The sequence below is a fragment of the Streptomyces sp. SCPE 10 genome (genome assembly GCF_051980735.1).
Lineage (GTDB): Bacteria > Actinomycetota > Actinomycetes > Streptomycetales > Streptomycetaceae > Streptomyces > Streptomyces misionensis.
The window spans coordinates 7190978-7212770 of record NZ_CP197069.1 but is presented as its reverse complement, the minus strand read 5'-3'; the positions used below and the strand labels follow the sequence as shown (position 1 = coordinate 7212770).

The 21793-nt window shown below is 69.9% G+C and carries 17 protein-coding genes and 1 pseudogene; 7 read left to right on the top strand and 11 right to left on the bottom strand.

Translation table 11 applies throughout. The annotated features are described in order from the left end of the window. Window positions 1–19: 19 nt before the first annotated feature. Entirely contained in the window at window positions 20–2356 is a 2337-nt protein-coding gene (locus ACSP97_RS32770) for an ATP-binding cassette domain-containing protein (RefSeq protein WP_440555635.1), read from the bottom strand. Window positions 2357–2522: 166 nt separating this feature from the next. Next, window positions 2523–2840: a DUF5132 domain-containing protein gene (locus tag ACSP97_RS32765; protein ID WP_355154344.1), complete on the bottom strand. Its 318-nt coding sequence runs from the start codon at window positions 2838–2840 to the stop codon at window positions 2523–2525. Window positions 2841–3201: 361 nt separating this feature from the next. On the opposite strand from ACSP97_RS32765, the gene ACSP97_RS32760 reads away from it, so the two are divergent. Continuing rightward, the gene (locus tag ACSP97_RS32760) at window positions 3202–4542 is read left to right on the top strand and encodes a glutamine synthetase (RefSeq protein ID WP_440555633.1); all 1341 of its coding nucleotides are present in this window, start codon (window positions 3202–3204) and stop codon (window positions 4540–4542) included. A gap of 194 nt (window positions 4543–4736) precedes the next feature. On the opposite strand, the gene ACSP97_RS32755 is transcribed toward ACSP97_RS32760, so the two are convergent. Continuing rightward, complete coding sequence (locus tag ACSP97_RS32755; protein WP_355154348.1) at window positions 4737–5285, bottom strand: GNAT family N-acetyltransferase; 549 nt, start codon at window positions 5283–5285, stop codon at window positions 4737–4739. Then, on the bottom strand, window positions 5282–6580 hold the full coding sequence (locus ACSP97_RS32750; RefSeq protein WP_440555631.1) for a type III PLP-dependent enzyme: 1299 nt from the start codon (window positions 6578–6580) through the stop codon (window positions 5282–5284). Before ACSP97_RS32750 ends, ACSP97_RS32755 begins: the two co-directional genes overlap by 4 nt. Window positions 6581–7065: 485 nt before the next feature. On the opposite strand from ACSP97_RS32750, the gene ACSP97_RS32745 reads away from it, so the two are divergent. Further along, window positions 7066–8100 carry a 3-oxoacyl-ACP synthase III family protein gene (locus ACSP97_RS32745; RefSeq protein ID WP_440555629.1) on the top strand — a complete coding sequence of 345 codons (1035 nt, stop codon included), beginning with the start codon at window positions 7066–7068 and terminating at the stop codon, window positions 8098–8100. Between the two features lie 33 nt (window positions 8101–8133). Here ACSP97_RS32745 and ACSP97_RS32740 read toward each other — a convergent pair whose 3' ends face one another. Together ACSP97_RS32740 and ACSP97_RS32735 are read right to left on the bottom strand one after the other, a co-directional pair. Continuing rightward, window positions 8134–8421: a hypothetical protein gene (locus ACSP97_RS32740; RefSeq protein WP_355330124.1), complete on the bottom strand. Its 288-nt coding sequence runs from the start codon at window positions 8419–8421 to the stop codon at window positions 8134–8136. Window positions 8422–8685: 264 nt separating this feature from the next. Further along, window positions 8686–10941, bottom strand: coding sequence for an RICIN domain-containing protein (locus ACSP97_RS32735; RefSeq protein ID WP_440555626.1), 2256 nt, complete (start codon window positions 10939–10941; stop codon window positions 8686–8688). Between the two features lie 519 nt (window positions 10942–11460). Here ACSP97_RS32735 and ACSP97_RS32730 point away from each other — a divergent pair. Then, window positions 11461–12567, top strand: a complete 1107-nt coding sequence (locus tag ACSP97_RS32730; protein WP_440555624.1) for a lectin — start codon at window positions 11461–11463, stop codon at window positions 12565–12567. A gap of 27 nt (window positions 12568–12594) precedes the next feature. Then, window positions 12595–13362 carry an NPP1 family protein gene (locus ACSP97_RS32725; protein WP_355154358.1) on the top strand — a complete coding sequence of 256 codons (768 nt, stop codon included), beginning with the start codon at window positions 12595–12597 and terminating at the stop codon, window positions 13360–13362. A gap of 163 nt (window positions 13363–13525) precedes the next feature. Here ACSP97_RS32725 and ACSP97_RS32720 read toward each other — a convergent pair whose 3' ends face one another. Next, window positions 13526–14383, bottom strand: coding sequence for an NAD(P)H-binding protein (locus ACSP97_RS32720; protein ID WP_440555622.1), 858 nt, complete (start codon window positions 14381–14383; stop codon window positions 13526–13528). A gap of 121 nt (window positions 14384–14504) precedes the next feature. On the opposite strand from ACSP97_RS32720, the gene ACSP97_RS32715 reads away from it, so the two are divergent. Beyond that, window positions 14505–14960: a MarR family winged helix-turn-helix transcriptional regulator gene (locus ACSP97_RS32715; protein WP_355530727.1), complete on the top strand. Its 456-nt coding sequence runs from the start codon at window positions 14505–14507 to the stop codon at window positions 14958–14960. Between the two features lie 58 nt (window positions 14961–15018). On the opposite strand, the pseudogene ACSP97_RS32710 reads toward ACSP97_RS32715, so the two are convergent. Next, a pseudogene (locus tag ACSP97_RS32710) lies at window positions 15019–15233 on the bottom strand (IS5/IS1182 family transposase); the annotation flags it as partial. A 42-nt stretch (window positions 15234–15275) separates the two neighbouring features. Then, window positions 15276–15857 carry a TIGR00730 family Rossman fold protein gene (locus ACSP97_RS32705; RefSeq protein WP_440555620.1) on the bottom strand — a complete coding sequence of 194 codons (582 nt, stop codon included), beginning with the start codon at window positions 15855–15857 and terminating at the stop codon, window positions 15276–15278. Window positions 15858–16265: 408 nt separating this feature from the next. Between ACSP97_RS32705 and ACSP97_RS32700 the strand changes: the two genes are divergently transcribed. Then, complete coding sequence (locus tag ACSP97_RS32700; RefSeq protein WP_358299770.1) at window positions 16266–17591, top strand: lipase family protein; 1326 nt, start codon at window positions 16266–16268, stop codon at window positions 17589–17591. Between the two features lie 359 nt (window positions 17592–17950). On the opposite strand, the gene ACSP97_RS32695 is transcribed toward ACSP97_RS32700, so the two are convergent. Further along, window positions 17951–18790: an enoyl-CoA hydratase/isomerase family protein gene (locus ACSP97_RS32695; protein WP_440555618.1), complete on the bottom strand. Its 840-nt coding sequence runs from the start codon at window positions 18788–18790 to the stop codon at window positions 17951–17953. 94 nt (window positions 18791–18884) lie between these two features. Between ACSP97_RS32695 and ACSP97_RS32690 the strand changes: the two genes are divergently transcribed. Next, window positions 18885–19244: a winged helix-turn-helix transcriptional regulator gene (locus tag ACSP97_RS32690; protein ID WP_355530738.1), complete on the top strand. Its 360-nt coding sequence runs from the start codon at window positions 18885–18887 to the stop codon at window positions 19242–19244. Window positions 19245–19419: 175 nt separating this feature from the next. On the opposite strand, the gene ACSP97_RS32685 is transcribed toward ACSP97_RS32690, so the two are convergent. Beyond that, window positions 19420–21144, bottom strand: coding sequence for a tetratricopeptide repeat protein (locus tag ACSP97_RS32685; protein WP_440555616.1), 1725 nt, complete (start codon window positions 21142–21144; stop codon window positions 19420–19422). Window positions 21145–21793 lie beyond the last annotated feature (649 nt).

Sequence of the window (21793 nt, the reverse complement as noted above, 5' to 3'; positions counted from 1 at the left end):
GCCGGGCGGAGAAGGGTGGTCAGGCGGCGGGTTCGCCGGCCTGGAGTTGCCACAGGGACGCGTAGAGTCCGTGTCGCGCGAGGAGTTCGTCGTGGGTGCCCTGCTCGGCTACGACGCCGCCCGCGTCCATGACGTAGATGCGGTCGGCGTGGCGGACCGTGGAGAGGCGGTGGGCGATGACCAGCATGGTCCGGTCGGCCGCGAAGCCGCGGAGCGTGCGCTGGATGGCGGCCTCGGTCTCGTTGTCCACGGCGGAGGTGGCTTCGTCGAGGATGACGACCGGCGCGTTCTTCAGGATGGCGCGCGCCAGCGCGATCCGCTGGCGCTGTCCGCCGGAGAGCGCCGCACCGCGCTCTCCGATCACCGTCTCGTAGCCGTCGGGCAGCGCCGCGACGAAGGGGTGGGCCTCGGCCGTCCTGGCCGCTTCGACCACGGCCTCGTCCGAGGCGCCGAAGGTGCCGTAGCGGATGTTGTCGGCGATGGTGCCGTCGAAGAGGAACGGGTCCTGGGCGACGAAGCCGATCGCGTGGCGCAGCTCGCGCCGCGACATCTCGCGCACGTCCCGTCCGTCGAGCAGGACGCTGCCGAGGTCCGCGTCCTGGAACCGCATCAGCAGCCTGGCGATGGTGGTCTTGCCCGAGCCGGTGGCACCCACCAGGGCGGTGACCTGCCCGGCCGGGATGGTCATCGAGAGGTCGTCGAGCGCCGGCGTCCGGCCGGGGTAGGCGAAGGAGACGTGCTCCAGGGCGATCTCTCCCCGCACCTTCCCGACGTCGACCGTTTCAGCGGTGCCGTCGGCCTCGACGGGCAGGGCCCGCAGCCGCTGGACCCGGTCGTAGGAAGCGACGGTGCGCTGGTACTGATCGACGATGCCGCCGAGCCGGCTCATCCGCATCATCAGCATCTGGGGCAGCCCGATCAGCGGGCTGAACACCTCGAAGCGCAGGGTGCCGTTGAGCACCGAGCGGCCGCCGACCAGCAGAGTGCCCGCCATGGAGGCGGTGGTGCAGGCCCGGACGGTCTCGGCGTGCCGGATGGTGCTGCGGTCGGTCCGGCGGCCGCTCTCCAGGGCGGCCTTGCTCAACTCGTCGGTGCGCTCGGCCTCGTGGTCCTCGGTGCAGAAGCTCTTGACGGTGGCGCTGGCCTCCAGCGAGTTGATCACTTGGCTGCCCAGCCGGGCTCGCCGCTCGCCGGTGACGGCGTAGTCGGCAGCGGCCTTGCCCTGGTGGCGCAGCGACAGCCAGGCGACGACCGGGATCGGCAGGAACGCGATCCAGGCGATCTGCGGGGCCAGCAGCAGGAACGCCGGGACCAGGAGGGCCAGGCTGGTGCCCAGTTGCAGCACCTCGTTGGCCGGTCCGGCGAAGAAGGCGCCCAGTTGACCGACGTCGTCGGTGAGCGTGCCGGCCACGCGGGTGGTCCGCTCGCCTTCCAGGTGCCGCAGTTCCAGGTGCTGGACGTGCCGGTAGGTGCGGCTGCGCCAGTCGTGCTCGACGTCCTGGCCGAGCCGGCGCCACTGGAGGTTCGACGCGTACGTGAGGCCCGCCACGGCGGCGCAGGCGGTCGCCACCAGACCGGCGAGGCCCAGGAGTTGTGCCGACGCGGTGGTCAGGCCGAGGCGTACCAGCGGGGCTGCCCGGCCTTTGATGAGGACCAGTCCAGTCCAGCCGAGGAAGGTGCCGAGCGCGATCTCCGAGACCTGGCAGGCGACGGACAGGGCAGCGGCACGGGAGAGTCTGCGGCGATGGGGGCCGACGATCTCCACCAGGGGGTGCCGTCCGGCGCCCCGCCCGGCCGCGTCCGGGGCGTTGCCGGACGTCACACACGCGACCGTTTCTGAAGGCGCGTCGGCCGCTCCGCGCCATGCCCTGCGGAGGACGGCACCGGTCGCGACGGCCACCCCGCCGAGGGCCACCAGTTGCCTGGTCAGCGCGGATCCCCTGGCCAGCGCGACTGCCGCCGCGGCCCCTGTGCCGACGGCGAGGACCGGTCGCACGACCGGGCCGTGATCCGGGTGGAGTGCCGGCGCGTCCGCGGCTCGGGCCGCCGCCGGACGTCCGCCGGCGCCGGCCGGATCACCGGCGATCACGGTGACCGCTCTGCGGACCATCCGGCCGACGTCCACGGCGCGCACCCGGGCGTCGTGCCGGACGAGCAGTCCGCCGGTGACGGGGTTGGCCTGGGCCTGGGTGATCCCGGGGATGCGCCGGAGTGCGGCGGTGAGGAGTTCGGCCGTCCGCGGCCGTCCACGCACCAGTCTCACGTCCCAGCGCTGGCGGCCCGGAGTGACCGAGCGCGGACGCACGTCCCGTTCCACGGTACGCAGTCCTGTTGCGGCGCCCACTAGCGATGCCATGCGTATGATCACCTGTTCGCGGAGGTCACGGGTAACCCGTCGACGGGCACGGCAGAGCGCGGCGCGCGGCGGATCACGGCGAGGGAACGGAAACCCCGGAAGCGGCGGGGGTGCGGCCGGCGCGAGGACGGGCCGGGACGGCTGGCCGGACCGGGCATCAGAGGGGTCACTGTCCCTTTCCGGCGCCGGTGGTCGCCCGGGTCCTCGGGATCTTGCCTTCCGCTTCGCCCCGCGCCCCGGCCTTGGCCGCCTCGTCCGCCGCGGCCGTTCCCTCGGCGGACGCGATCTGCGTCGCCATGACCTCGGCGGCCACCTCGGCCGCGAGGTCGTTGATGTTCTCCCCTGCCTCGTGGGCCGCCTTCTTGACTTCCATGACGACACCGACGGACGTCGTGATGACACCCCGCACGAGCGGCTTGAAGATGCGCTTGGCCAGGGGGGCCACGATGAGACCGATCAGGAACGGGGGGACGATGGGGGGCATGGCGCTCCAACCTCTTCACGCGAATTCGGGACAGGAAACCAGGGCGCGGCTGATTCCGGACGCACGACGCGAAAACACGGGAGAAATCCGTCTTCGCCGTTGTCCGGCAATTCCGCGCCGGACGGCCTGCCGGGTGGCTTTCCTTCGCCGAAGTGGTGAACCGTCCGCTGCTGGACAACCGTAGTCCAGCCGCGCCCGACGGAGCCAAACGGACCTGCCGATTTCACTCCTGCGAGTACCTCACTCCATATTCTCCCGATAAGCCTATCGACGAGATCGTCCGATCTTCGCCCTGCACGGACGAGTGAACTCCCGACGGACCGGTGGCACACCGGCTTCCGCCGCCACGAGCATGGCCGGCATGACGATCACGCGTCCCCGGGCTGAAAGGGCCGCTCAGGCCCGGGCAGCCGAAGCCCAGCTTGAAGCCGACGGAATCGACGGGGTGGTGTTCGGATGGGTCGACAACGCCGGCCTCACCCGGGTGAAGTCCGTCCCGCGCGCCCGCCTGGCGCATGCTGCCGAGCACGGCGTGGGCGCGGTGCCCTGCTTCGACCTCGCCCTGGTGGACGACTCCTTCACCGTCACGCCCTCGAGCACCGGCCCGGTGGGTGACCTGCGGCTCGTCCCCGACCTCGATCGGCTCGTCCCGCTCGCCGCCCAGCCCGGCTGGGCCTGGGCGCCGGCCGACCGCTACGCGCAGGACGGCACCCCGCATCCCGGCTGCCAGCGTGGCTTCGCGCGCCGGGCCGCCGAGGCGGTCGAACGACGGGGATTCTCGGTGGAGGCCGGCATCGAGGTCGAATGGGTGGTGGCCGACGCCGCCGGGGCACCCGCGACGCTCGGGCCCGCGTACGGGATGACCCGCTTCATCGAGCACTCCGACTACCTGCGGGACCTGCTGCGCGTCCTCACCGACCAGGGGCTGACCGTGCTCCAGCTCCATCCCGAGTACGCCGCCGGACAGTTCGAGGTCTCGGTCGCCGCCGAAGGACCGGTCGAGGCGGCGGACACGACCATGCTGGTGCGCCACACGATCCGGGCCGTCTCCGCACGCCACGACCTGCGGGTCTCGTTCGCGCCCGTCTTCGCCGAGGGCTCGCTCGGCAACGGCGGCCATCTGCACCTCAGCCTCTGGCGAGAGGGCCGCAACCTCGCGCACGGCGGCCCCGGGCGCCACGGAATGCACCCCGACGCCGAGCACTTCCTCGCGGGCGTACTGGCGGAGCTGCCCGCCCTGCTCGCCCTCGGTGCACCCAGCGTCGCCTCCTACCTGCGGCTGGTGCCCTCGCGCTTCGCGGGAGCCTACCGGTGCTGGGGCCTGGAGAACCGTGAGGCGGCGCTGCGCCTGATCACCGGCTCCGCCGCCGGGCAGGCCAACGCCGAGGTGAAATGCTTCGACGCCGCCGCCAATCCGTACCTGACGGTCGGCGGCGTGCTGGCCGCCGGGCTCGCCGGCCTGGAGACCGGGCTGCCGCTCCCGCCCGAGACGCCGGGTGATCCCTCCGTCCTCGGCTCCGCCGAGCGCCTCCCGGCGAGCCTGCCGGAGGCGATCGACGCGTTCGAGAAGTCGGCGCCGCTGCGGGAAGCACTCGGCGGCGAGCTGTACGAGGCCGTGCTGGCCGTCCGGAAGGCGGAGGTGGAACTGTTTTCCGGGCGTACGCACGCGGAGGTCGTCGAGGCCGTCCGCTGGCGCTACTGACGAGTGCGCTCCCGGCCGGCGCGGCCGGTCGGGAGCGGTTCAGGAAACGGGGTGCCCGGGTGAGGCGGACGCGCTCGCGGTCCTGTCACGAGTGCCCGGGTGTCGCGTGGGCGTGCAGGTGTCCACGGCCGACGCGGCATGCCTGGATGAACGGTGGGGAGCGGCGCGGGTCGTCGGGCGTACGGGCAAGGGCATCAGCTCGTCGCGCGGGCGGACCCGGGCGGCGCGTCGGCGGTGGGAGCCAGTGACTTCGTCATGTAGACCGCATCGGCGCCATAACTCACGGGCAGCGCGACCTCGGGCCGGATGCGGTAGCCCAGCCGGGACCACAGCGTGCGGGAGCCCTGCACGGCGACCAGCGACAGGGACCGGTAGCGGGCCGCCCAGCCGGTCTCCTCGAGGTGCCTCGTCATCCGGCGGGCCAGGCCCCGGCCGCGGAGGCACTCGGCGAGCGCCAGGTCGTGGAGGTGAAGGTTGCCTCCCCGATGGCCTTCGCGCCCGACGCCACGCTCCGCCAGGCTCAGGTCCGGGCAGTGGAACAGCGGGTACGGCAGGGCGAGCAGGTAACCGCCGAAGGCGCCCGCGTGCTCCAGCACGAAACAGGTCGACGGCGAGGCGCGGTGCCGCGAGCGGAGCGCCTCACGGCCCTCGGACAGGCCGCCGGCGGCGTAGGCGAGCGCTTCCAGAGCGGCCACGTCGTCCCAGTCCTCGTCCTTGAGCAGCCGGATCCTGGTGTCGGTCATGCGTCTTCTCCGCCCCGCGCCCGACCGCCGACGCAGGTGCACGGCAGCGGCTCGAAGCCGTTGAAGCCGCGGGTGGCGTAGGCGGTGGCGTACGCGCCGCAGGAGTGGACCCACACCGGGTCGCCGGAGGCGAGGGCACGCGGGACCCGTACCAGGCCGCCCTCCTGGGCGAACGCGTCGTCGCTGTCACAGGTCGGTCCGGCCACCACGGCGTCGACGAACCGTCCGCCGGAGTGCGTGGGAAACTCCAGGCGGTACTGCAACTGGTCGATCTCGTACAGGCCGTTGAACTTGCCGCAGCTCAGATAGAGCCAGCGCTCGCGGGTGCCGTCGAGCCGGTGCCGGGAGGTGAGCCGTACGACGTGGGCGCGGATCGCACCGTGGTCGGCGACCAGGTGCCTGCCGGGCTCCAGCAGAAAGCGGAGCGGGACGGCGTGGGCGGCGCGCAGCCGTTCCATGCCCTCGCGGATCGTCCTGAACATGCTGCTCAACGGCGGTACCAGCGGTCGCCCGTACCGGTCGAGGACACCGAGGGCGGGCAGTCCGCCGCCGAGGTTGATCCAGTTCGGGGCGATGCCGTGCCCGTCGAGCGCCCGGAGCACGGTGGCCAGCGAGTCGACCGCCGTGACCCACGCTTCGGCGGTCATCTGCTGGGAACCGACGTGCAGGGACAGACCGGAGGGGACCAGTCCGAGAGTGCGGGCGGTGTCGAGCACGCGCGGCACGTCCTCGGGTGAGCAGCCGAACTTGCGGCTGAGGCCCCACAGCGCTCCTTCCCCGCTGGTCGCGATCCGGCAGAACACCCGGGATCCGGGGGCGTGTTCGGCGACCGCCACGACGTCCTCCGGGCTGTCGGTGGCGAAGTCGCGCACACCGAGCCGGTAGGCCGCGGCGATGTCGCGATCGGACTTGACGGTGTTGCCGTAGTGGATCAGCCCGGGGGCGACCCCGGTACGCAGCGCCTGGGCGATCTCCTGCGGACTCGCGGCGTCGAAGCCGGCGCCGAGCCGGGCGAGGTGACCGAGCACCTCGTCCACCGGGCACGCCTTCATCGCGAAACGCACCGCCACTCCGGGGAGTTCGTCGCGGAGCGCCGCGTACTGACGGCCGATGCCGTCCAGGTCGTAGATGATGGTGTCCTCGGCGGCGACGGCGAGCGCGGCGCGCAGGGCGGAGCGGTCCTGCCGGGAAGGAAGGGGCCCGTCGGCCCCGTACGGGGGAGCGAGTGCGGTCGCGGCGCGGTGGTGGGCTCTGCCGAGATCAACGGCCTGGCGCGGTCCGCTGATCTGGTGCATGTCAGTGATCTGTGGCCTCACGTGTGAACTTTCGTTCCGACTGGAAAAGGGCGCCAAGAGCTGGCTGACGCGCGGAATGTCGAGCGAGAGAGGGCAACGGAACGCCGTGACGGGCGACTTGGGCTCCCTCTCTGTTTCGCACTCTATGCGGCCCCGCGGGTCTTCCAACGGGCCGAAGACCACGGCACCCGGCGACGAGGTGTCGGCTGTGTGAGGAATTCCCGTCCCTGAGTCACTCGAACGGCATCGACGCGAGTCATTACGGGATTGACGCACGAACTCTCGCAGTTACCTACCGATCAGACGCCCATGTCAAGCGGTTGAGCATTTCATCACGCGGACGAAGGAAATCCGATGTCCGCGATCAGTGCTCCATGAAACGATGCCGGAGCGGTAGAGATCGATTCCGGCGAAACGCAGAAGAAGGGAACGGACATGGCCTTCTCCCGAGGGGAACCGGTCGCGCGGGAACGGAGCACCCTGGGGTGACCGTCACCGAGGACCGGACCCTGGTCCATCAGACGGGCGCCGGTCTGCCCGTGCCGTTCGCCGTCGCCGGCACCGGCGTGCACCTGCCCCCGGCGATCGTCACCAACCAGGAACTGACCCGCACCCTGGACACCAGCGACGAGTGGATCACCAGCCGCACCGGCATCCGGGAGCGCCGACGCCTGGCCCCGTCCCTGGCGACCTCCGACATGTGCGTCGCCGCCGCCGCGCCGGCCCTGGGCTCGGCCGGCGTCGCGCCCCACCGCCTCGACGCGGTCATCGTCGCCACCTACACCGGGGACCAGCCGCTCCCGTCGACCGCGCTGATCGTCAAGGACGCCCTCGGCGCTCACACCGCCCTGGCCCTGGATGTCACCCAGGCTGCCTGTGCCAACGGCGTCCACGCCATGCTGATCGCCGCCCACCTGTTGCAGAACCCGTCCCTCACCACCGTCCTGCTCATCGCGGCCGACTGCGCCTCCCGGGTCACGGACCCCGCCGACCGCACCACCGGTGTCTTCTTCGGGGACGCCGCGGCGGCTGTCGTCCTCACTCGTACCGGTGCTACCGGAGCGGGCCTGCTGTCCTACGATCTCGGCTCCCAGCTGTCCTACGGCGTCCAGATCGCCGCCGGCGGCTCCCGTATGCCGACCAGCAGCTCCACCGTCACCGCCGGCCATCACTACCTGCGTATGGACGGCCGTGCCGTCTGGGACACGGCCACGGTCCGTCTGCCCGAAAGCATCACGAACGCCGTCCGGCGCGCAGGCGTGCCGATCGACAGCGTCCAGCACTTCTTCCTGCACCAGGCGAACCTGAACATCCTCACCGAGACGTTGGCCGCCCTGGGCATTCCCCCGGAGCGTGCCCCCGTCACCGTCGACCGACTGGGCAACACCGGATCAGCCGGCATGTTCACCGCGCTCCACTCCGCCCTCACCGAGGGAAGCCTGCTCCCGGGAGACACCTACGTACTCTCCGGGATCGGCGCGGGTTTCCAGTGGGGCACCCTCTGCCTGCGGCACGCCTGATGACGCGCGGCCTCCTGGCACGTCCTGCTCTCGTCAGCGCAGCAGGTCCTCCGCCGCCCCTGTGTTGACGATCCACCGTGCCTCGTCCTCGTCACCGATCTTGAGCGCGACGGCGGTCACCGCGCCCTCCAGGTCGAAGAGGCCGCCCTTGAACTCGTCGTCGAGGGCCCTGTACCCGGCGGCCGGCAGCGGATCCGCGTACACGCCGGTCCCCTCGGCGAATCCGCGGTCCTCGGCCCGGTCCGCGCGGGGGCCGGCCAGGCGGCGCAACACCTCGTCCAGGTCGCCCAGTTCCTCATGCAGGCGGTGGGCTCGGTCCACCAGGAGCGGCCGGCCGCCGGTCAGTGGAGACGGTCCAGGCGGTCCTCCGTCTGGACCGTCTCCACGCGCTGGGCCCAGCCGCGCAGACTGCGGTGGTCGTGGCGGCGCGGCACCACGGGGGCGGCCCAGGTGGGCCCGGCGCCCGTGTCACCTCGACACGGGCGCCGGACCGGTCTCCTCGTCCGGCCGGTCTGCCCGGCCCACGTCACCCGCACAGGGCCCGGACAAGTTGCACTCTGTGTACCGTCGGGCCCGTTGCCGGACCTACGGATAGCTCACCAGGTACGCCACGTTGCTGCTGGGGGTCACCCGGTTGCCGGTGTTGTCGATGATGTGGTTGATGGTGCCGTCTCCGCCCAGGACCGTGGTGACCATGCTGTGGAACTTCACCGCTGACGTGGTAGGCACCTCGATGGCGTGGCCGAGGACGACGGACGGGTTGTCGCGGAGGTAGGCGTAGACACCCACACCCCACGCCTCGTGGGAGGTGACCGAGTTCGCGACCTTGTAGGAGGCGTAGCCGAGGTCCCCTCCGCTGGTGGTCCAGCTGGACTGGTCGGGCACGTCGTAGGGGGTCTCGCTCTGGTAGAAGTACGTGCGGCCGCCGTTGCCGTTCCAGGTGGTCTGGTACTTCTGGTAGTGCTCGACCGCCAGGCCGTACATGGTGACGTTGTTGCCGTTGACGATCAGTCCATTGGCAGCCGGGTTGGTCGTCCAGCCGACGCCGTTGGTGTGGTCCGCCCGCCACAGCCAGAGGTCGTCGCCGATGACGTCGTTGCTGTTGATCACCAGTGACTGGGTGGCCTTGCCGGCGACGTCGCCGCCGATGCGGAAGAACACGTCGTGCAGCACGATCGGGTCGGCGGTGTGACTGGCAGTCGAGCCGGTCGGGCCGACCTGCATGAGCGTGTTGGAGTTGGTGGTGTTCGCGCTGATCAGCAGGCCGGCGATGTCGATGCCGTCGGCATCTGCGGTGGTGATCGCGGTGACGCCGTTGTCCGGGACGAGGGTGGCCAGGCCCAGGCCGAGGACGACGGTGTCGGGGCGGGTGATGTTGAGCGGGGCGGACAGGTGGTAGACGCCCGGGGTGACGATCAGGTTCTTGCCGGCGGCGAGCGCGTTGTTGATCGTCGTGGCCGTGTCACCGGGTTTGACGATGTAGAACTGGCTGATCGGCAGCGAGGTGCCCGGGGCGCTGCCGTTCGTCCAGTCCGGGCCCTGCACATTGGTGCGCACCGAGGGGACGAACACCTGCCAGTTGCCCGAGCCGTCGACGTAGATGAACGGCTTCTCGCGCATCACGGAGCTCTGGGCGACGGTGGTGTACTGCGGATTGGGGAAACTGGTCGCCGGGGCGCCGGTGTCGCCGACGAAGACCATGTTCCAGTTGTGCCCGGTCCAGCCGCCGTTCATGGCGGTGTCCTGGGTGAGGAACTGCTGCTGGGTACCGGAGTTGATCTGGCCGGAGACCCGCGAGTCGCCGATGTAGCCGCCGCTGGACCAGTTGGTGCTGCTGCCGTGGGTGTCGTCCCACAGCTTCATGTTGCCGTGCACGTCCATGCGCCGGAACGGGTCGGCCTGCGAGACGGCCCACATGGTGCTGCCCGAACTGGGGCTCACCGACATGTTCTCGGCATCGCGCCAGAAGTTCTGGGTGGCGTTGCCGTCGCTGGTGTGACCCTCGACGTGCACGCCTCCGCCGGTGATGGACACCTGGTCCGGTGACAGGCCGAGCCCGGCGACCTGGGTGTAGTAGCCGACGGGTATGTCGACGTTGTAGGTGCCGGGGGTGAACAGCAGGGCGTTGCGCTGGGTGCCGAACTCGTTGTTCTGCTGGGTGCTGTAGACCTGGTTGATCTTCGACTGGATGGTGGACGTCGACATCGACGGGTCGAACACCGTGACGTTGGGGCCGAAGTCCGGGGTGCCGGCCGGCGGGGTGATGCCGGCGGAGAGCGAGAAGGACTGGGCGGCGGTGCCGTTGCAGGTGTATTGCTGCAACTGGACGCTGTCGGCGGTGGACGCCGACGGCACGTCGAGGCACTTGCCGCTGTTGCGGTTGACGAAGTGGTAGGTGCCGGAGGCCTCCGCGACCGGCAGCCACTGCTGGTTGGCGCCGCCGCCGTAGAGCCACAGTTGGGTCAGCGCGCCGTCGGCGGTGGAGACGTCGGTCTCGTCCCAGACCTGGTCCGGCGCCGAGGCCACGCCGATCCGGTAGTAGCCGCTGTCGGTCGGGGTGAACTGCCAGGTCTGCGCCCCGGTGCCGTTGCAGGCGTACTGCTGCACGGCTGTGCCGTTCCCGGTGGCACCGCCGCTCGCGTCGACGCACTTGCCGCTGCCTGCGTTGACGACGGCGGTGGGAGCGGTGGGGATGCTCGCGGCGGCGGCACTCGGGGCGGTAGCCAGCGCGATACCGGCGGCGGTCGGCAGCAGGAAGGCTGTCGTGAGGGCGGCCGTGCGTCTGCGCCGGTGGGGTGCGCGGACGCGCGCGGCGGGAACGGCGGCGGGAACGTCGGTCACACGTGTCTCCTTGGTCGCGATGTGGGGGCGCGATGCGGACCGGACGCTAGGGGCAGCCCGCCCAGCCGTCAATAGATCAAAATATAAGGCGTGAATTATCTGGGTCATCGGCGAGTGGTCGCCATCGGCTGGTAGCCGATCCGGTGGCACGGACACCGAACGCATGCCGCCCCCCTGACCGGCGGACCCGCCGGCCCCGTCTCCGTCACCCCCACATGCCCCGTTCCCCGGACGGAGGGGCACAACGTGGGATCACCCGGCACACCGATCACACCGGTTCGCCCGACAACCGCCCGAGTCGCTGAGGCTTCCGCACTCTCGGCGCCGCCGTCGGTGCGCCCCCGACTCTTGGCCGCCTTCCCGCCAACCACCTTTTCACTGTGCTTACTTCACTACTTGACGAAAGTTCGCCGCCCCCTTTAGGTTCTCGGCTCAGCCACGCGTTGTGCGACGCCTCCCGCCGTTCATGAGGTGGGGCGTCGGCCGCCGCCCCCCACGTGAAAGGCCACCCCCCCTCTCATGGCCCGATCCCTTTCCGCAGCCGTCCTCACCGCCGCACTGGGTCTCTCCGCGTGCCTGCTCACCGCAGGCCCCGCCCAGGCCGCCACCGGCACCATCACCGGACTCGCCGGCAAGTGCCTCGATGTCGCCGGGGCCAACTCGGCCGACGGCACGCCCGTCCAGCTCTACGACTGCAACGGCACGAACGCCCAGCAGTGGACGGTCGGCAGCGACGGCACGATCCGCGCCCTCGGCAAGTGCCTTGACGTGACCGGCAATTCGACCGCCGACGGCGCCAAGGTGCAGCTCTGGTCCTGTACCGGCGGCGCCAACCAGAAGTGGACCGTCACCGCCGCCCACGACATCGTCAACCCCCAGGCGAACAAGTGCCTGGACGTCACCGACAACAACTCCGCCAACGGCACCCGTGCACAGATCTGGAGCTGCAGCGGCGGCGCCAACCAGAAGTGGAACGCACCCGCGAGCGGCGGCGACAGCGCTCCCTCCGGCTTCGTGGTGAGCGAGGCGCAGTTCAACCAGATGTTCCCGAACCGGAACTCCTTCTACACCTACAGCGGACTCACCGCGGCCCTCAGCGCCTACCCGGCCTTCGCGAACACCGGCAGCGACACGGTCAGGAAGCAGGAGGCCGCCGCCTTCCTCGCCAACGTCAGCCACGAGACCGGCGGACTGGTCTATGTCGTCGAGCAGAACACCGCCAACTACCCCACCTACTGCGACTGGAGCCAACCGTACGGCTGCCCCGCCGGACAGGCCGCCTACTACGGCCGCGGACCGCTCCAGCTCAGCTGGAACTTCAACTACAAGGCGGCGGGTGACGCGCTCGGCATCGACCTGCTCAACAACCCCTGGCAGGTGGAGAACAACGCCTCCGTCGCCTGGAAGACCGGCCTGTGGTACTGGAACACCCAATCGGGCCCCGGCAGCATGACCCCGCACAACGCCATGGTCAACAGCGCCGGATTCGGCCAGACGATCCGCAGTATCAACGGCTCCCTCGAATGTGACGGCAAGAACCCGGCCCAGGTGCAGAGCCGCGTGGACGCCTACCAGCGCTTCACACAGATCCTCGGGGTGTCACCGGGCAGCAACCTGTACTGCTGACGCCAGCCGCCCCGACAAGGAGCCGTAATGCCCAACGTGAAGTCCCTTGCCAAGGGCCTGCTCGCAGCACTCGGTGCGATGACGCTCGTCGTGGCCATCCCGGCGGGCGCCCACGCCGACGTCCTGCAGTTGCTGCCGCAGAACGCCGACGGCCTGGAACAGACCTTCTCCCCCGCCTACGACTACGATGGCGACGGCTGCTACGCCACAGCCGCCATCGGCGCCGACGGCACCATCAACCCCGGTCTGAAACTCGGCGGCGACGTCAACGGCCACTGCCACGACTACGCCCAACTCGCCAACGCCAACACCTACTCGCGCGAGAAGTGCAACAACGGCTGGTGCGCCGTCATGTACGCCAGCTACTTCGAGAAGGACCAGGCCACCTACGGTCCGGCCGCCATCGGGCACACCCACGACTGGGAGCACGTCGTGGTGTGGATCAACAACAACGAGGTCCAGTACGTCTCGGTGTCCCAGCACAGCGGCTACCAGGTGGCCGCCCGCTCCGCAGTCCGCTTCGACGGCACCCACCCGAAGATCGTCTACCACAAGGACGGCCTCTCCACCCACGACTTCCGCTTCGCCAACAGCAACGACGAGCCTCCCGAGAACGTGACCGGCGGCTGGTTCTACCCCCGCCTGGTGGGCTGGAACGGCTACCCGGCCGGTTTCCGGGACAAGTTGCTGAGCGCCGACTTCGGCGAAGCCACCATCAAGATCAAGGACGGCGACTTCGCCTACGCGCTGGCACACTCCATGCCCTCGGGCATCCCCTTCGATCCCAACGCCTGACCTGCGCGACAGAGGGGGCGGCAACCGGGTCGGTAGCGCCGCTTCCAGCTTCCTGGGCGTCCGCGCCACCCTGCGCGGCCCGGATGCCTTCCCCTGGAACCGTCCCCCTCACCGTCCGCAAGTTGAATCCCCAAGGCGTGGTCGCCTGTCGGCTCAGGCGGTTTCAGGGCCGCCGGAACGCTTCGGCGTGACGCACGCACCAATCGGCGAAGGTCCGCGGCCCGCGTCCGAGCAGCCGCTCCACGGTGTCCGTGCGGAACCCGACGGTGTCGGCGCGCATGAGGGTGAAGCCCTCCGTGATGGCGTCGGCCAGTTCCCGGGGTGCCCCGTTGGGGAAGCGGAACCGTACGACCTCGGCCGGTGTGGCCGTTTCCCGGACCTCGATGTCGCGGCCGATCGTCTCGGAGATGATCCGGACCTGCTGGGCAACGGTGAACATCTCACCCCCGGTGAGAACGTACTCCGCGTCCTGGTGGCCGGCCTCGGTCAGGGCGAGGGCGGCCACCGCGGCGATGTCTGCGGGGTCGATCGGCGCGAAGCGGCCCGGGCCGATCGGGTCGAGGACGTAGTTTCCCTCGCGGATGGTGGGCAGCCAGTCGAGGGTGTTGGTCATGAAGCCGCCCGGCCGCAGGAACGTCGTGGGTATGCCGGAGGCGCGGATGATCTTCTCGCGTTCGTGGTGCCAGCGTCCCATGGCGGGTATCGGGTCGAAGGTGACGTGGAAGGACGACAGGTGCACGATGTGGCGCACCCCGGCGGCCTGGGCGGCGGCGATGGCGGCGGCGGTGTAGTCGGTGCCGATGCCCTGTGTCAGCAGGAAGAGTTTGTCGACGCCGGCGAAGGCGGGAGCCAGGGTCGCGGGTTTCCCCAGGTCGCCGACGGCGCGCTCGACGCGCTCGGGCAGTCCTGCGGCACGGGCGGGGTCGCGGACGAGGAGACGTAACGCCGCGCCTCTCGCGTCGAGTTCGCGGGTGAGTTCCCGGCCGATGTTTCCGGTGGCTCCGGTGACCAGTATCATCATGACTCCCCAAAGTCGTTTGCCGTCTAGCGAGTTCAAGAGAACGCTAGCCGGTGAATGATTAGCCGTCAATCGACTTCTGTGCGGCTCGGGCATCCGTCCCGTACACCACCGAAAGGCCTCGATGTCAGAGTTCCTGGACCTGCACGGCAGAACGTCGAAGGTGCTCCGGGCCCTGGCCGACGCGGCCATGCGACGCCATGGGCTGCACGTCGGACAGAACTACCTGCTCGCCGTGCTGTGGGAGCGGGACGGCAGCACACCGGGCGAGGTCGCCGCCGCGCTGAACGTCACCACGCCCACCGTCGTCAAGATGGCCGACAGGATGACCGCGGCCGGGTTGCTCACCCGTCGCCGCGACGACCGGGACAACCGCCTCGTGAGGCTCTGGCTCACCGACGCGGGGCGTGCGCTGCAGAAGCCGGTCGAGGCGGAACGGCGGTTGATTGAGGAGAAGGTCACCGCGGGTCTCACCGAGACCGAACGCCGATCCCTCTTGAACGCCCTGGCGAAGGTCCACGAGGCGGCGAGCGAGCTACTGAGCGAGCCCAACGATTACGGTGACTCGGGCCCCACCTGACACTCCCATGCTTCCTTGTCCGACCGGAACCGACCAAAGACGGCTTCCCGTTCATCCCCTACAACGGCTGACACGATGAGCCGAGTTGTCGGTGGGTGATCAGGCGGCAGGCGAGTTCGAGGAACGCTTCGCGCATGTCGGTCCTGCGTTCCCAGCGGGTGCGTAGGCGGCGGAAGCCTCATAGCCGCGGTCGGCGAAGAGTGAGTCGGGTCTGCGGCGGGGCCGGCCGACCCGGCCACGGGCCGGCGGGATCGCGCCGAGCAGGGCCAGCACTGGGTGACAGGACTTTGCGATCCCCGGCGCAACCGGGCTGAGCTATCGCAGACCCTCTCCGTGCGCGGGCTGCGGGACGCTGCGCAGCCGTTCCTCCAGGGAACCCAGCAGACCGTGCAGGTCGGGGGCGACGGCAAGGTCGTCCAGGGTGGGGGCGGGCAGGAAGCCGGAGTCGACCAGGCCGCGCAGGGCATCGAGCAGCGGCGTCCAGAAGCCTCCCGCGTCGAGGAAGCCCACAGGCTTGGCGTGGAAGCCGAGCTGGCGCCAGGACCACACCTCGAAGATCTCTTCCAGCGTGCCGAGTCCACCGGGCAGGGCGATGAAAGCGTCCGAGTACTCGGCCATGATCGCCTTGCGCTCGTGCATCGAACCGCACCTGACCAGCTCTGTCACGCCCTCGTGAGCCCACTCCCGCTCCACCATGCTGTGCGGCATGACGCCGACGACCTCACCGCCGGCCTCCAGCACGCTGTCCGCCACGATTCCCATCAGCCCCCGGCGGCCACCGCCGTAGACCAGACCTATTCCGCGCCGAGCCAGTTCAGCGCCGACATCGGCTGCCAGCGCGGCGTGCGCGGGGTCGTAGCCGTTGGACGAGGCGAGGAAGACGGCGAGGCGGCGCATGAAGATCTCCGGAACAGAGGGAGCGGACCCTTCGGTCTACCACGGGCGCCACAGCTCTCACCAAGGGGTTTTCAACGAGAGACGGCCCACTTCACGCCGAGGCTCGTGCAGCCGGGGCCGCACGCCGGCCTCGGCCCACTCGGCCGGGCGGCGCCAGCACGTCATGCCAGGACCGAAGCCTTTTCGTTGGCGGTTCTCATTACTGAACCGTAACCTACCGCGTGCTACCGCCGGTAACAGACTGCCGGGTAACTTCTCGTCTGCTCACTCCCCGGTGAGGCGAGGGGGCCGGTGGGACGACCGTGCCGCCTTGCATTGGCATGTCTTCGCCCAGGGTGTCCGGCCCGTCGGCCGCCGTCCGGGGCGAGGCCGCCTCTCCTGCCCGGCTGTATCCCAGGAGGTTCCCCCATGCCCCCACGCAGATACCTGATCGCCGCCGCGGTGGTGGCCGCGGCCTCGTGCCTCGGTGTCCAGGCGGTGCCCGCCGCCGCGGCGGACTCCGCCCCGGTCGTCTCCCGCGGCGTCACGATCCCCGCGTTCTACACCCCGCCCGCCGAACTGCCCGCCGCCGACGGCGCCCTGATCCGCAGTGAGCCGCTCCCTCTCGCCCTCAGCCTTTCCGGCCTCGACGGCCCGCTGCCCGGCCGGGCCACCCGGCTGATGTACAAGTCGACCGACGCGAACGGCCTGCCCGTGGCCGTCACCGGCGCCTACATCGAACCGTCCGCGCGCTGGAAGGGCGACGGCCCCCGTCCGCTGGTCGTCGTCGCGCCCGGCACCATGGGCCAGGGCGACCAGTGCGCGGCCTCGCTGGGCCTGGAGCACCCGATCACGCTCAACGGGCAGACGATGTCGGTCGGTTACGAGGACCTGTCGGTCTACCGGCTGCTGGCCGCGGGCGCCGCGGTCGTGGTCACCGACTACGCCGGCCTGGGCGCCACGGACCGGCTGCACACCTACGTCAACCGGATCGACGAGGCGCACGCCGTCCTGGACGCGGCCCGCGCCGCCCGCTCCGTCGAGGGCGCCTCGATCACCGCCGCCTCCCGCGTCGGCCTGTACGGCTACAGCCAGGGCGGCGGCGCCACTGCTGCCGCCGCCGAACTCCAGCCGGCGTACGCCCCCGACGTCGCCCTCGCCGGCACCTATGCCGGCGCGCCGCCCGCGAACCTGACCGAGGTCACCAAGGGCATCGACGGCACCGAGCTGACCGGTGCGCTGGGCTGGTCGCTCAACGGTTTCCTGCAGACCGACCCGGAGCTGCGGCCGATCGCCGAGGCACACCTCAACGCGGCCGGAAAGGCGGCGCTCGCCGATCTGTCCACCATGTGCGTGGGCGACGCGCTCCTCCACTACGGCTACGCGCGCAGCACCAGGTGGACCACCGACGGCAAGTCGCTCAGCGACATCATCGCCGCGACTCCCGCCCTCCAGGACTTCCTGGACACCCAGCGCATCGGCCGGCTCAAGCCCGCCGGCCCGGTGCGGGTGGCCACCGGCATCAACGACAACCTCGTGCCGCACGGCCAGGCCCGGCAGCTCGCCGTGGACTGGTGCCGCAAGGGCGCCGACGTCACGTACAAGCCGGTGGTCCTGCCGAACGTGATCAGCCCGCTGCTCAACCACTTCGGGCCGCTGCTCACCGACCAGGACGCGGCCGTGTCCTGGCTGACCGACCGGCTGGCCGGCAAGCCCGCCGCGTCGAACTGCGCGACGCTGCCGCTCCAGCCCTGAACCGCTACCCGCGGCACTCCGGACACGGCGAGGCCGCCCCGTCGGTGACGAGGGCGGCCGGCAGGGCGGCGGCGCCGACCGGACGTCGTGCTGGGAGACCACGGCTACGACCACGCAAATTACCGCCGCCTGGTCCGAGACCTCGGCGTGAAACCGCTGATCGCCCGCCGCCGTACCGGCTCCACGCCCCAGGACTCGGTGCCCAGCGCTGGGTCGTGGAGCGCGCGTTCGCCCACCCGCACTGGTTCCGCCGCCTGCGGATCCGCCGGGAGATACGCGACGACACCCGCGAAGCCTTCCTCACCCTCGCATGCGCACTCATCTGCTGGCGACGCCTGAAGGCATCCCCGTAGGAGTTCTCAGGTGATGTCGTCGACAAGAGCCTCAAGGTGCCGCTCTCCGTCGCGGGTGTGCGCACCGGCGGCCAGTGCAGCCTTGGCAAGACGGGCTGCAGCGGGCTCACTGAAGAGTCCGCTGAGGAGTTCGTCGGCCTTCCGCAGGCCGTGGGTGGTCGACTCGACCGCGGTGTCGACCGCTTCGGTCGCGGCGCGGGCGACACCGGGCGGCAGAGCGGCGATGCGGGCGGCGAGGGTGTCGACGACGTGGTCGAGCTCGGTGTCCGGCACGGCCCGGTTCACCCATCCGATCCGTTCCGCGGTCGCGGCATCGATCAGCTGCCCGCCAAGGATGATCTCCAGGGTGCGTGCGCGACCCACGAGACCGGGCAGGTATGCAGTGCCTCCCGCGCCCGGGATGATTCCCAGCCGGCACTCCATCTGGGCCATTCCGGCGCGCTCGAGCGAAGCGAACCGCATGTCCATCGCGGACAGCAGTTCCGCACCGCCGCCGCGTGCCAGTCCGCGGAGCTTGGCGATGGTGATCTGCGGCAGCGACCGGATGCGTTCATGGAGCCGCATCATCGGGTTGAGGGACTGGTCTTGTTCGGGCGCAATGGGGAGGGCAACGAATGCCGCGGGGTCGTCGGCGGTCGTCATGTCGCCGTGCGCGACGAAGAAGTCCGGGTCCGCGCTGTCAAAAACGATCACCCGGATGTCGTGGTCGCCGGACATGGCGTCCGCGAACCGGTCCAGGTCCGTCATCAGGGCGGCATCGAGCAGATTGATGGGAGGGTTGTCGATCACGACGTGCGCCACGCCGCTGGTGAGAGAGATCTTGAGGGTCGAGTATGCGTCGGTCATGATTCCCGTCTTCACGCTGGGCACTAGGTATCCGAGGTATATCTAATAGTGCAGATATACTTCAACGAAATCAGGTATCGCGAGGGAGACCGACGTGCCCGAAGTGGAACTCGACGGCAACGGCCGGCAGCTGCTGGACCAACTCTTCGACAAGTGGTCCTTGCTGGTACTGGCCGCACTGTGTGACCGCCCCCGACGCTTCAACGAACTCCGGCAACACATGCCCGCTGTCACCCCGAAGTCACTGACCGCATGCCTGCGGCGACTGGAGCGCAACGGCATGGTCGAGCGAACGGTCGTGTCCACGGAGCCGGTGGCGATCGAATACCGCATCACCCCCCTGGGCCGGACCCTTCGGCCCCCTGTGCACGCCATGCTGGAATGGGCCGTCGATCACCTCGACGCGGTCGAAGCCGCCCGCTGTCACTACGACGAGCGACGTGTGGACAAGTGACACCACGGCATGTCTCGCACAGGACGACGCCGTTCACCTCAACGGTCACCCAGCCGATCCCGGCCAGGGCTCATCCACGAACCTGCGCGCCCGGCCCTCGCCGCACCGTCGCGACACTCTCGATGAACTGCTGCTCGCCAGTCGCTATCGCCTGAAGGTATTTCGACAGGATTTCTTAGTGCTCATCCCGAAAGAACCCGTCCGAGGAAGCGATCCGGTAGATCCATTCCTCGGACAACTCCAGTAAGGCCCGGTTGCCGCCCTCGAAACCGGGGGTATCGGCCAACCTGACGTGTGCTCGGGACGCCTCCGCCGCGATCTCCTCGGCCTCTTCGCCACGCTGTGCCCGTCTCAACAAGTGGGCCAGGCCGTACAGAGTGATGACCAGGGACTCCAGCGCGGCCGGCAGTTCACCGGGCACGATGAACTGGAAGGGGAGGAAGGGCTTGACGATCTCGCCCACCACCTGCCGGCGGGTCTGCGCGCACTTCTGCTTCCACTCGATCGCTTCGTTCGTCCGACCGACGGCGGCGAGGGTGCGCGAGTAGTTCTCCATGTAGTCGGCTGTCGTCGACAGTTCCTTCAGCGACTCAAGCTCGTACCAACCCGCCGCCGTCATGCAGAGTTCGGCCTGTTCCACCGCGGCCGAGTGCATGTGCTCCCGGCTCAGTGTGACGCTGAATAGGTAGAGGCAGCGGGCGAGTTGACGTCCATGAGTCAACTTGTCGCTCTTGGCGAGCTCGATGGCGAGACCAGCGGCCTGTTGGAGTACGGGCAACCCGCGGCGTCTACGGTCCGTCTCCACGTACAACTTCCCGACGCCCAACCACGCGTCGACGAGTTGGGGGGCGTACTGGGCCTCTCTGCGGACGACTGCCTCCCACTCGCGGGCGGCCGATTCGCACATCCGCAGCGCCGGTTCGAGCCGGCCCAGGCTGTACAGTCGCATTGCCAGGTCATCGAGGCATCCGGCGTATCCCACCTGGTAGCGGGCGGGGTCGGTGCCGGCCATCTTGCGAGCCAGGTCCGCTCTTCGCTCAGTGGCCTTGGCCGCCTGCTCGGGCTCCCCGACGATCTCCAAGTGGATCGCCAGGTCACTGAGGGCCCGGGCCAGCCGGATCGCCTCCTCCGGATGCGACCGGACCCAGCCGCGACGCGGCAATGCGGCCTCCAGCCGGCTCACCAGTTGCTGCGTCACCAGTAGCTTGAATTCCTGGTCGGCGCCCCCGGCCGTGGACAGCCGGACGTGCATTGCATCCAACAGATCCGTATCTGCCCGCTGGACCACAGAGACCACTGCGGCCCTCACCTCGTCAGGTTGCCAAGTCAGGCTCGCCGCTGCGGCGATGGCGAACCAGCGGGGCTGCTGCCGCACCAGGGCGGGCAGCGCGGCCGCCAGCAGCTGGGTCCGTTCCGTCATTGTCGGACCGGAGAGGAAGGGGTTGGCGGCGCGGCCCAGTACCACCATGGCTTGCTCGGCCTGCTCGGCGTCACACTGCGACAGCACGGCGACCAGCAGCCGGGCGGCCGCGTCCGCAGTGCCGGCCTCGGTGACCACGTCGAGGGCCAGCGCCTCGCCCAGCCGGTCGGGCTGCATCGGGGCCCAGTACAAATCTGGGTGCGGGTAGAGCTGGCGGAGCAGTTGTGCGGCAGGGCGGGCCTCCGAGCCCTGGGCCGTCGACAGCTCGCCAAGTGCCTGGAGCGCGTTCGCCGCTTGTTCGCCATCCGCAGCAGCGAACAGGGTGGGCACCAGCAGCGTCTGGCGCAGACGAACGTCGTCCAAGGCCAGTGCCAGTCCGTGCTCGCGACTGATCCTGCGCCAGTAGCGCTGCTCGTGGCCGAGGACGGCGCGCAGCGGGTCCGGTGCGGCCGAGCGGGTCTCCTCCCGTTGGGCCAGCACCTCGTCGAGGGCCAGGGCGTGGAGGGTCAGCGCGTCACCGAAGCTGCCAGGCCCGGCCCCTGGAACGGGCTTTCCGTGCTCCGGGCCGTCCAGATGAACCAGTCCAAGTTCACCTCGACCAGTCGTGCTCGCTGCTCCGCCACAGTCCCCCCTCATATGGACGATTAGCGGGCACCAAATCTGATGAATTCTCAATCATGTGGCTCTCTGGCCGTATGCAGGACTCGCCTTGCGGGGTTCGGCCCGAGCCAGGCGTGTGGCCTGGGAAATTCACCGACGAGGCAGCCGCTGTCGACACCAGGGAGCGGCCACGACAGAGGGTTCCCGTTCACCGCGCCGTCAGCCGAAGCTGAGGCCTTCGAGGACAGCGCGCACCGTCTGCGAAGGCGCGGGCCGAGTAACATTTGCTGCACCGCTCGATCGTCGGGGAGTCGCAGTCGCAGCGCTTCCTCGATCATCTCGAGGAGAACGGCGACAGGACCGACGTGGGCGACTCCGGGTGCCGCTTCGCGCGCTGCTCCCTCGACTACGCGGACTACCCCGGGTGGGAGAGCACGGGCCCGCTTCGCGCAGCCGGTTCCGCGCGTATGATGCCGCCCGCCGGGAGAAACGGCGTACCGCCGAGGCGGCCCTGAGTAGGCGAGCCCGG

Coding starts and splice junctions, on each gene's coding strand:
- ACSP97_RS32700 (WP_358299770.1), top strand. CDS start 16,266: ATGCCCCCACGCAGATACCTGATCGCCGCCGCGGTGGTGGCCGCGGCC.
- ACSP97_RS32705 (WP_440555620.1), bottom strand. CDS start 15,857: ATGCGCCGCCTCGCCGTCTTCCTCGCCTCGTCCAACGGCTACGACCCC.
- ACSP97_RS32720 (WP_440555622.1), bottom strand. CDS start 14,383: ATGATGATACTGGTCACCGGAGCCACCGGAAACATCGGCCGGGAACTC.
- ACSP97_RS32715 (WP_355530727.1), top strand. CDS start 14,505: ATGTCAGAGTTCCTGGACCTGCACGGCAGAACGTCGAAGGTGCTCCGG.
- ACSP97_RS32725 (WP_355154358.1), top strand. CDS start 12,595: ATGCCCAACGTGAAGTCCCTTGCCAAGGGCCTGCTCGCAGCACTCGGT.
- ACSP97_RS32750 (WP_440555631.1), bottom strand. CDS start 6,580: ATGCACCAGATCAGCGGACCGCGCCAGGCCGTTGATCTCGGCAGAGCC.
- ACSP97_RS32695 (WP_440555618.1), bottom strand. CDS start 18,790: ATGACCGACGCATACTCGACCCTCAAGATCTCTCTCACCAGCGGCGTG.
- ACSP97_RS32760 (WP_440555633.1), top strand. CDS start 3,202: ATGACGATCACGCGTCCCCGGGCTGAAAGGGCCGCTCAGGCCCGGGCA.
- ACSP97_RS32765 (WP_355154344.1), bottom strand. CDS start 2,840: ATGCCCCCCATCGTCCCCCCGTTCCTGATCGGTCTCATCGTGGCCCCC.
- ACSP97_RS32770 (WP_440555635.1), bottom strand. CDS start 2,356: ATGGCATCGCTAGTGGGCGCCGCAACAGGACTGCGTACCGTGGAACGG.
- ACSP97_RS32755 (WP_355154348.1), bottom strand. CDS start 5,285: ATGACCGACACCAGGATCCGGCTGCTCAAGGACGAGGACTGGGACGAC.
- ACSP97_RS32730 (WP_440555624.1), top strand. CDS start 11,461: ATGGCCCGATCCCTTTCCGCAGCCGTCCTCACCGCCGCACTGGGTCTC.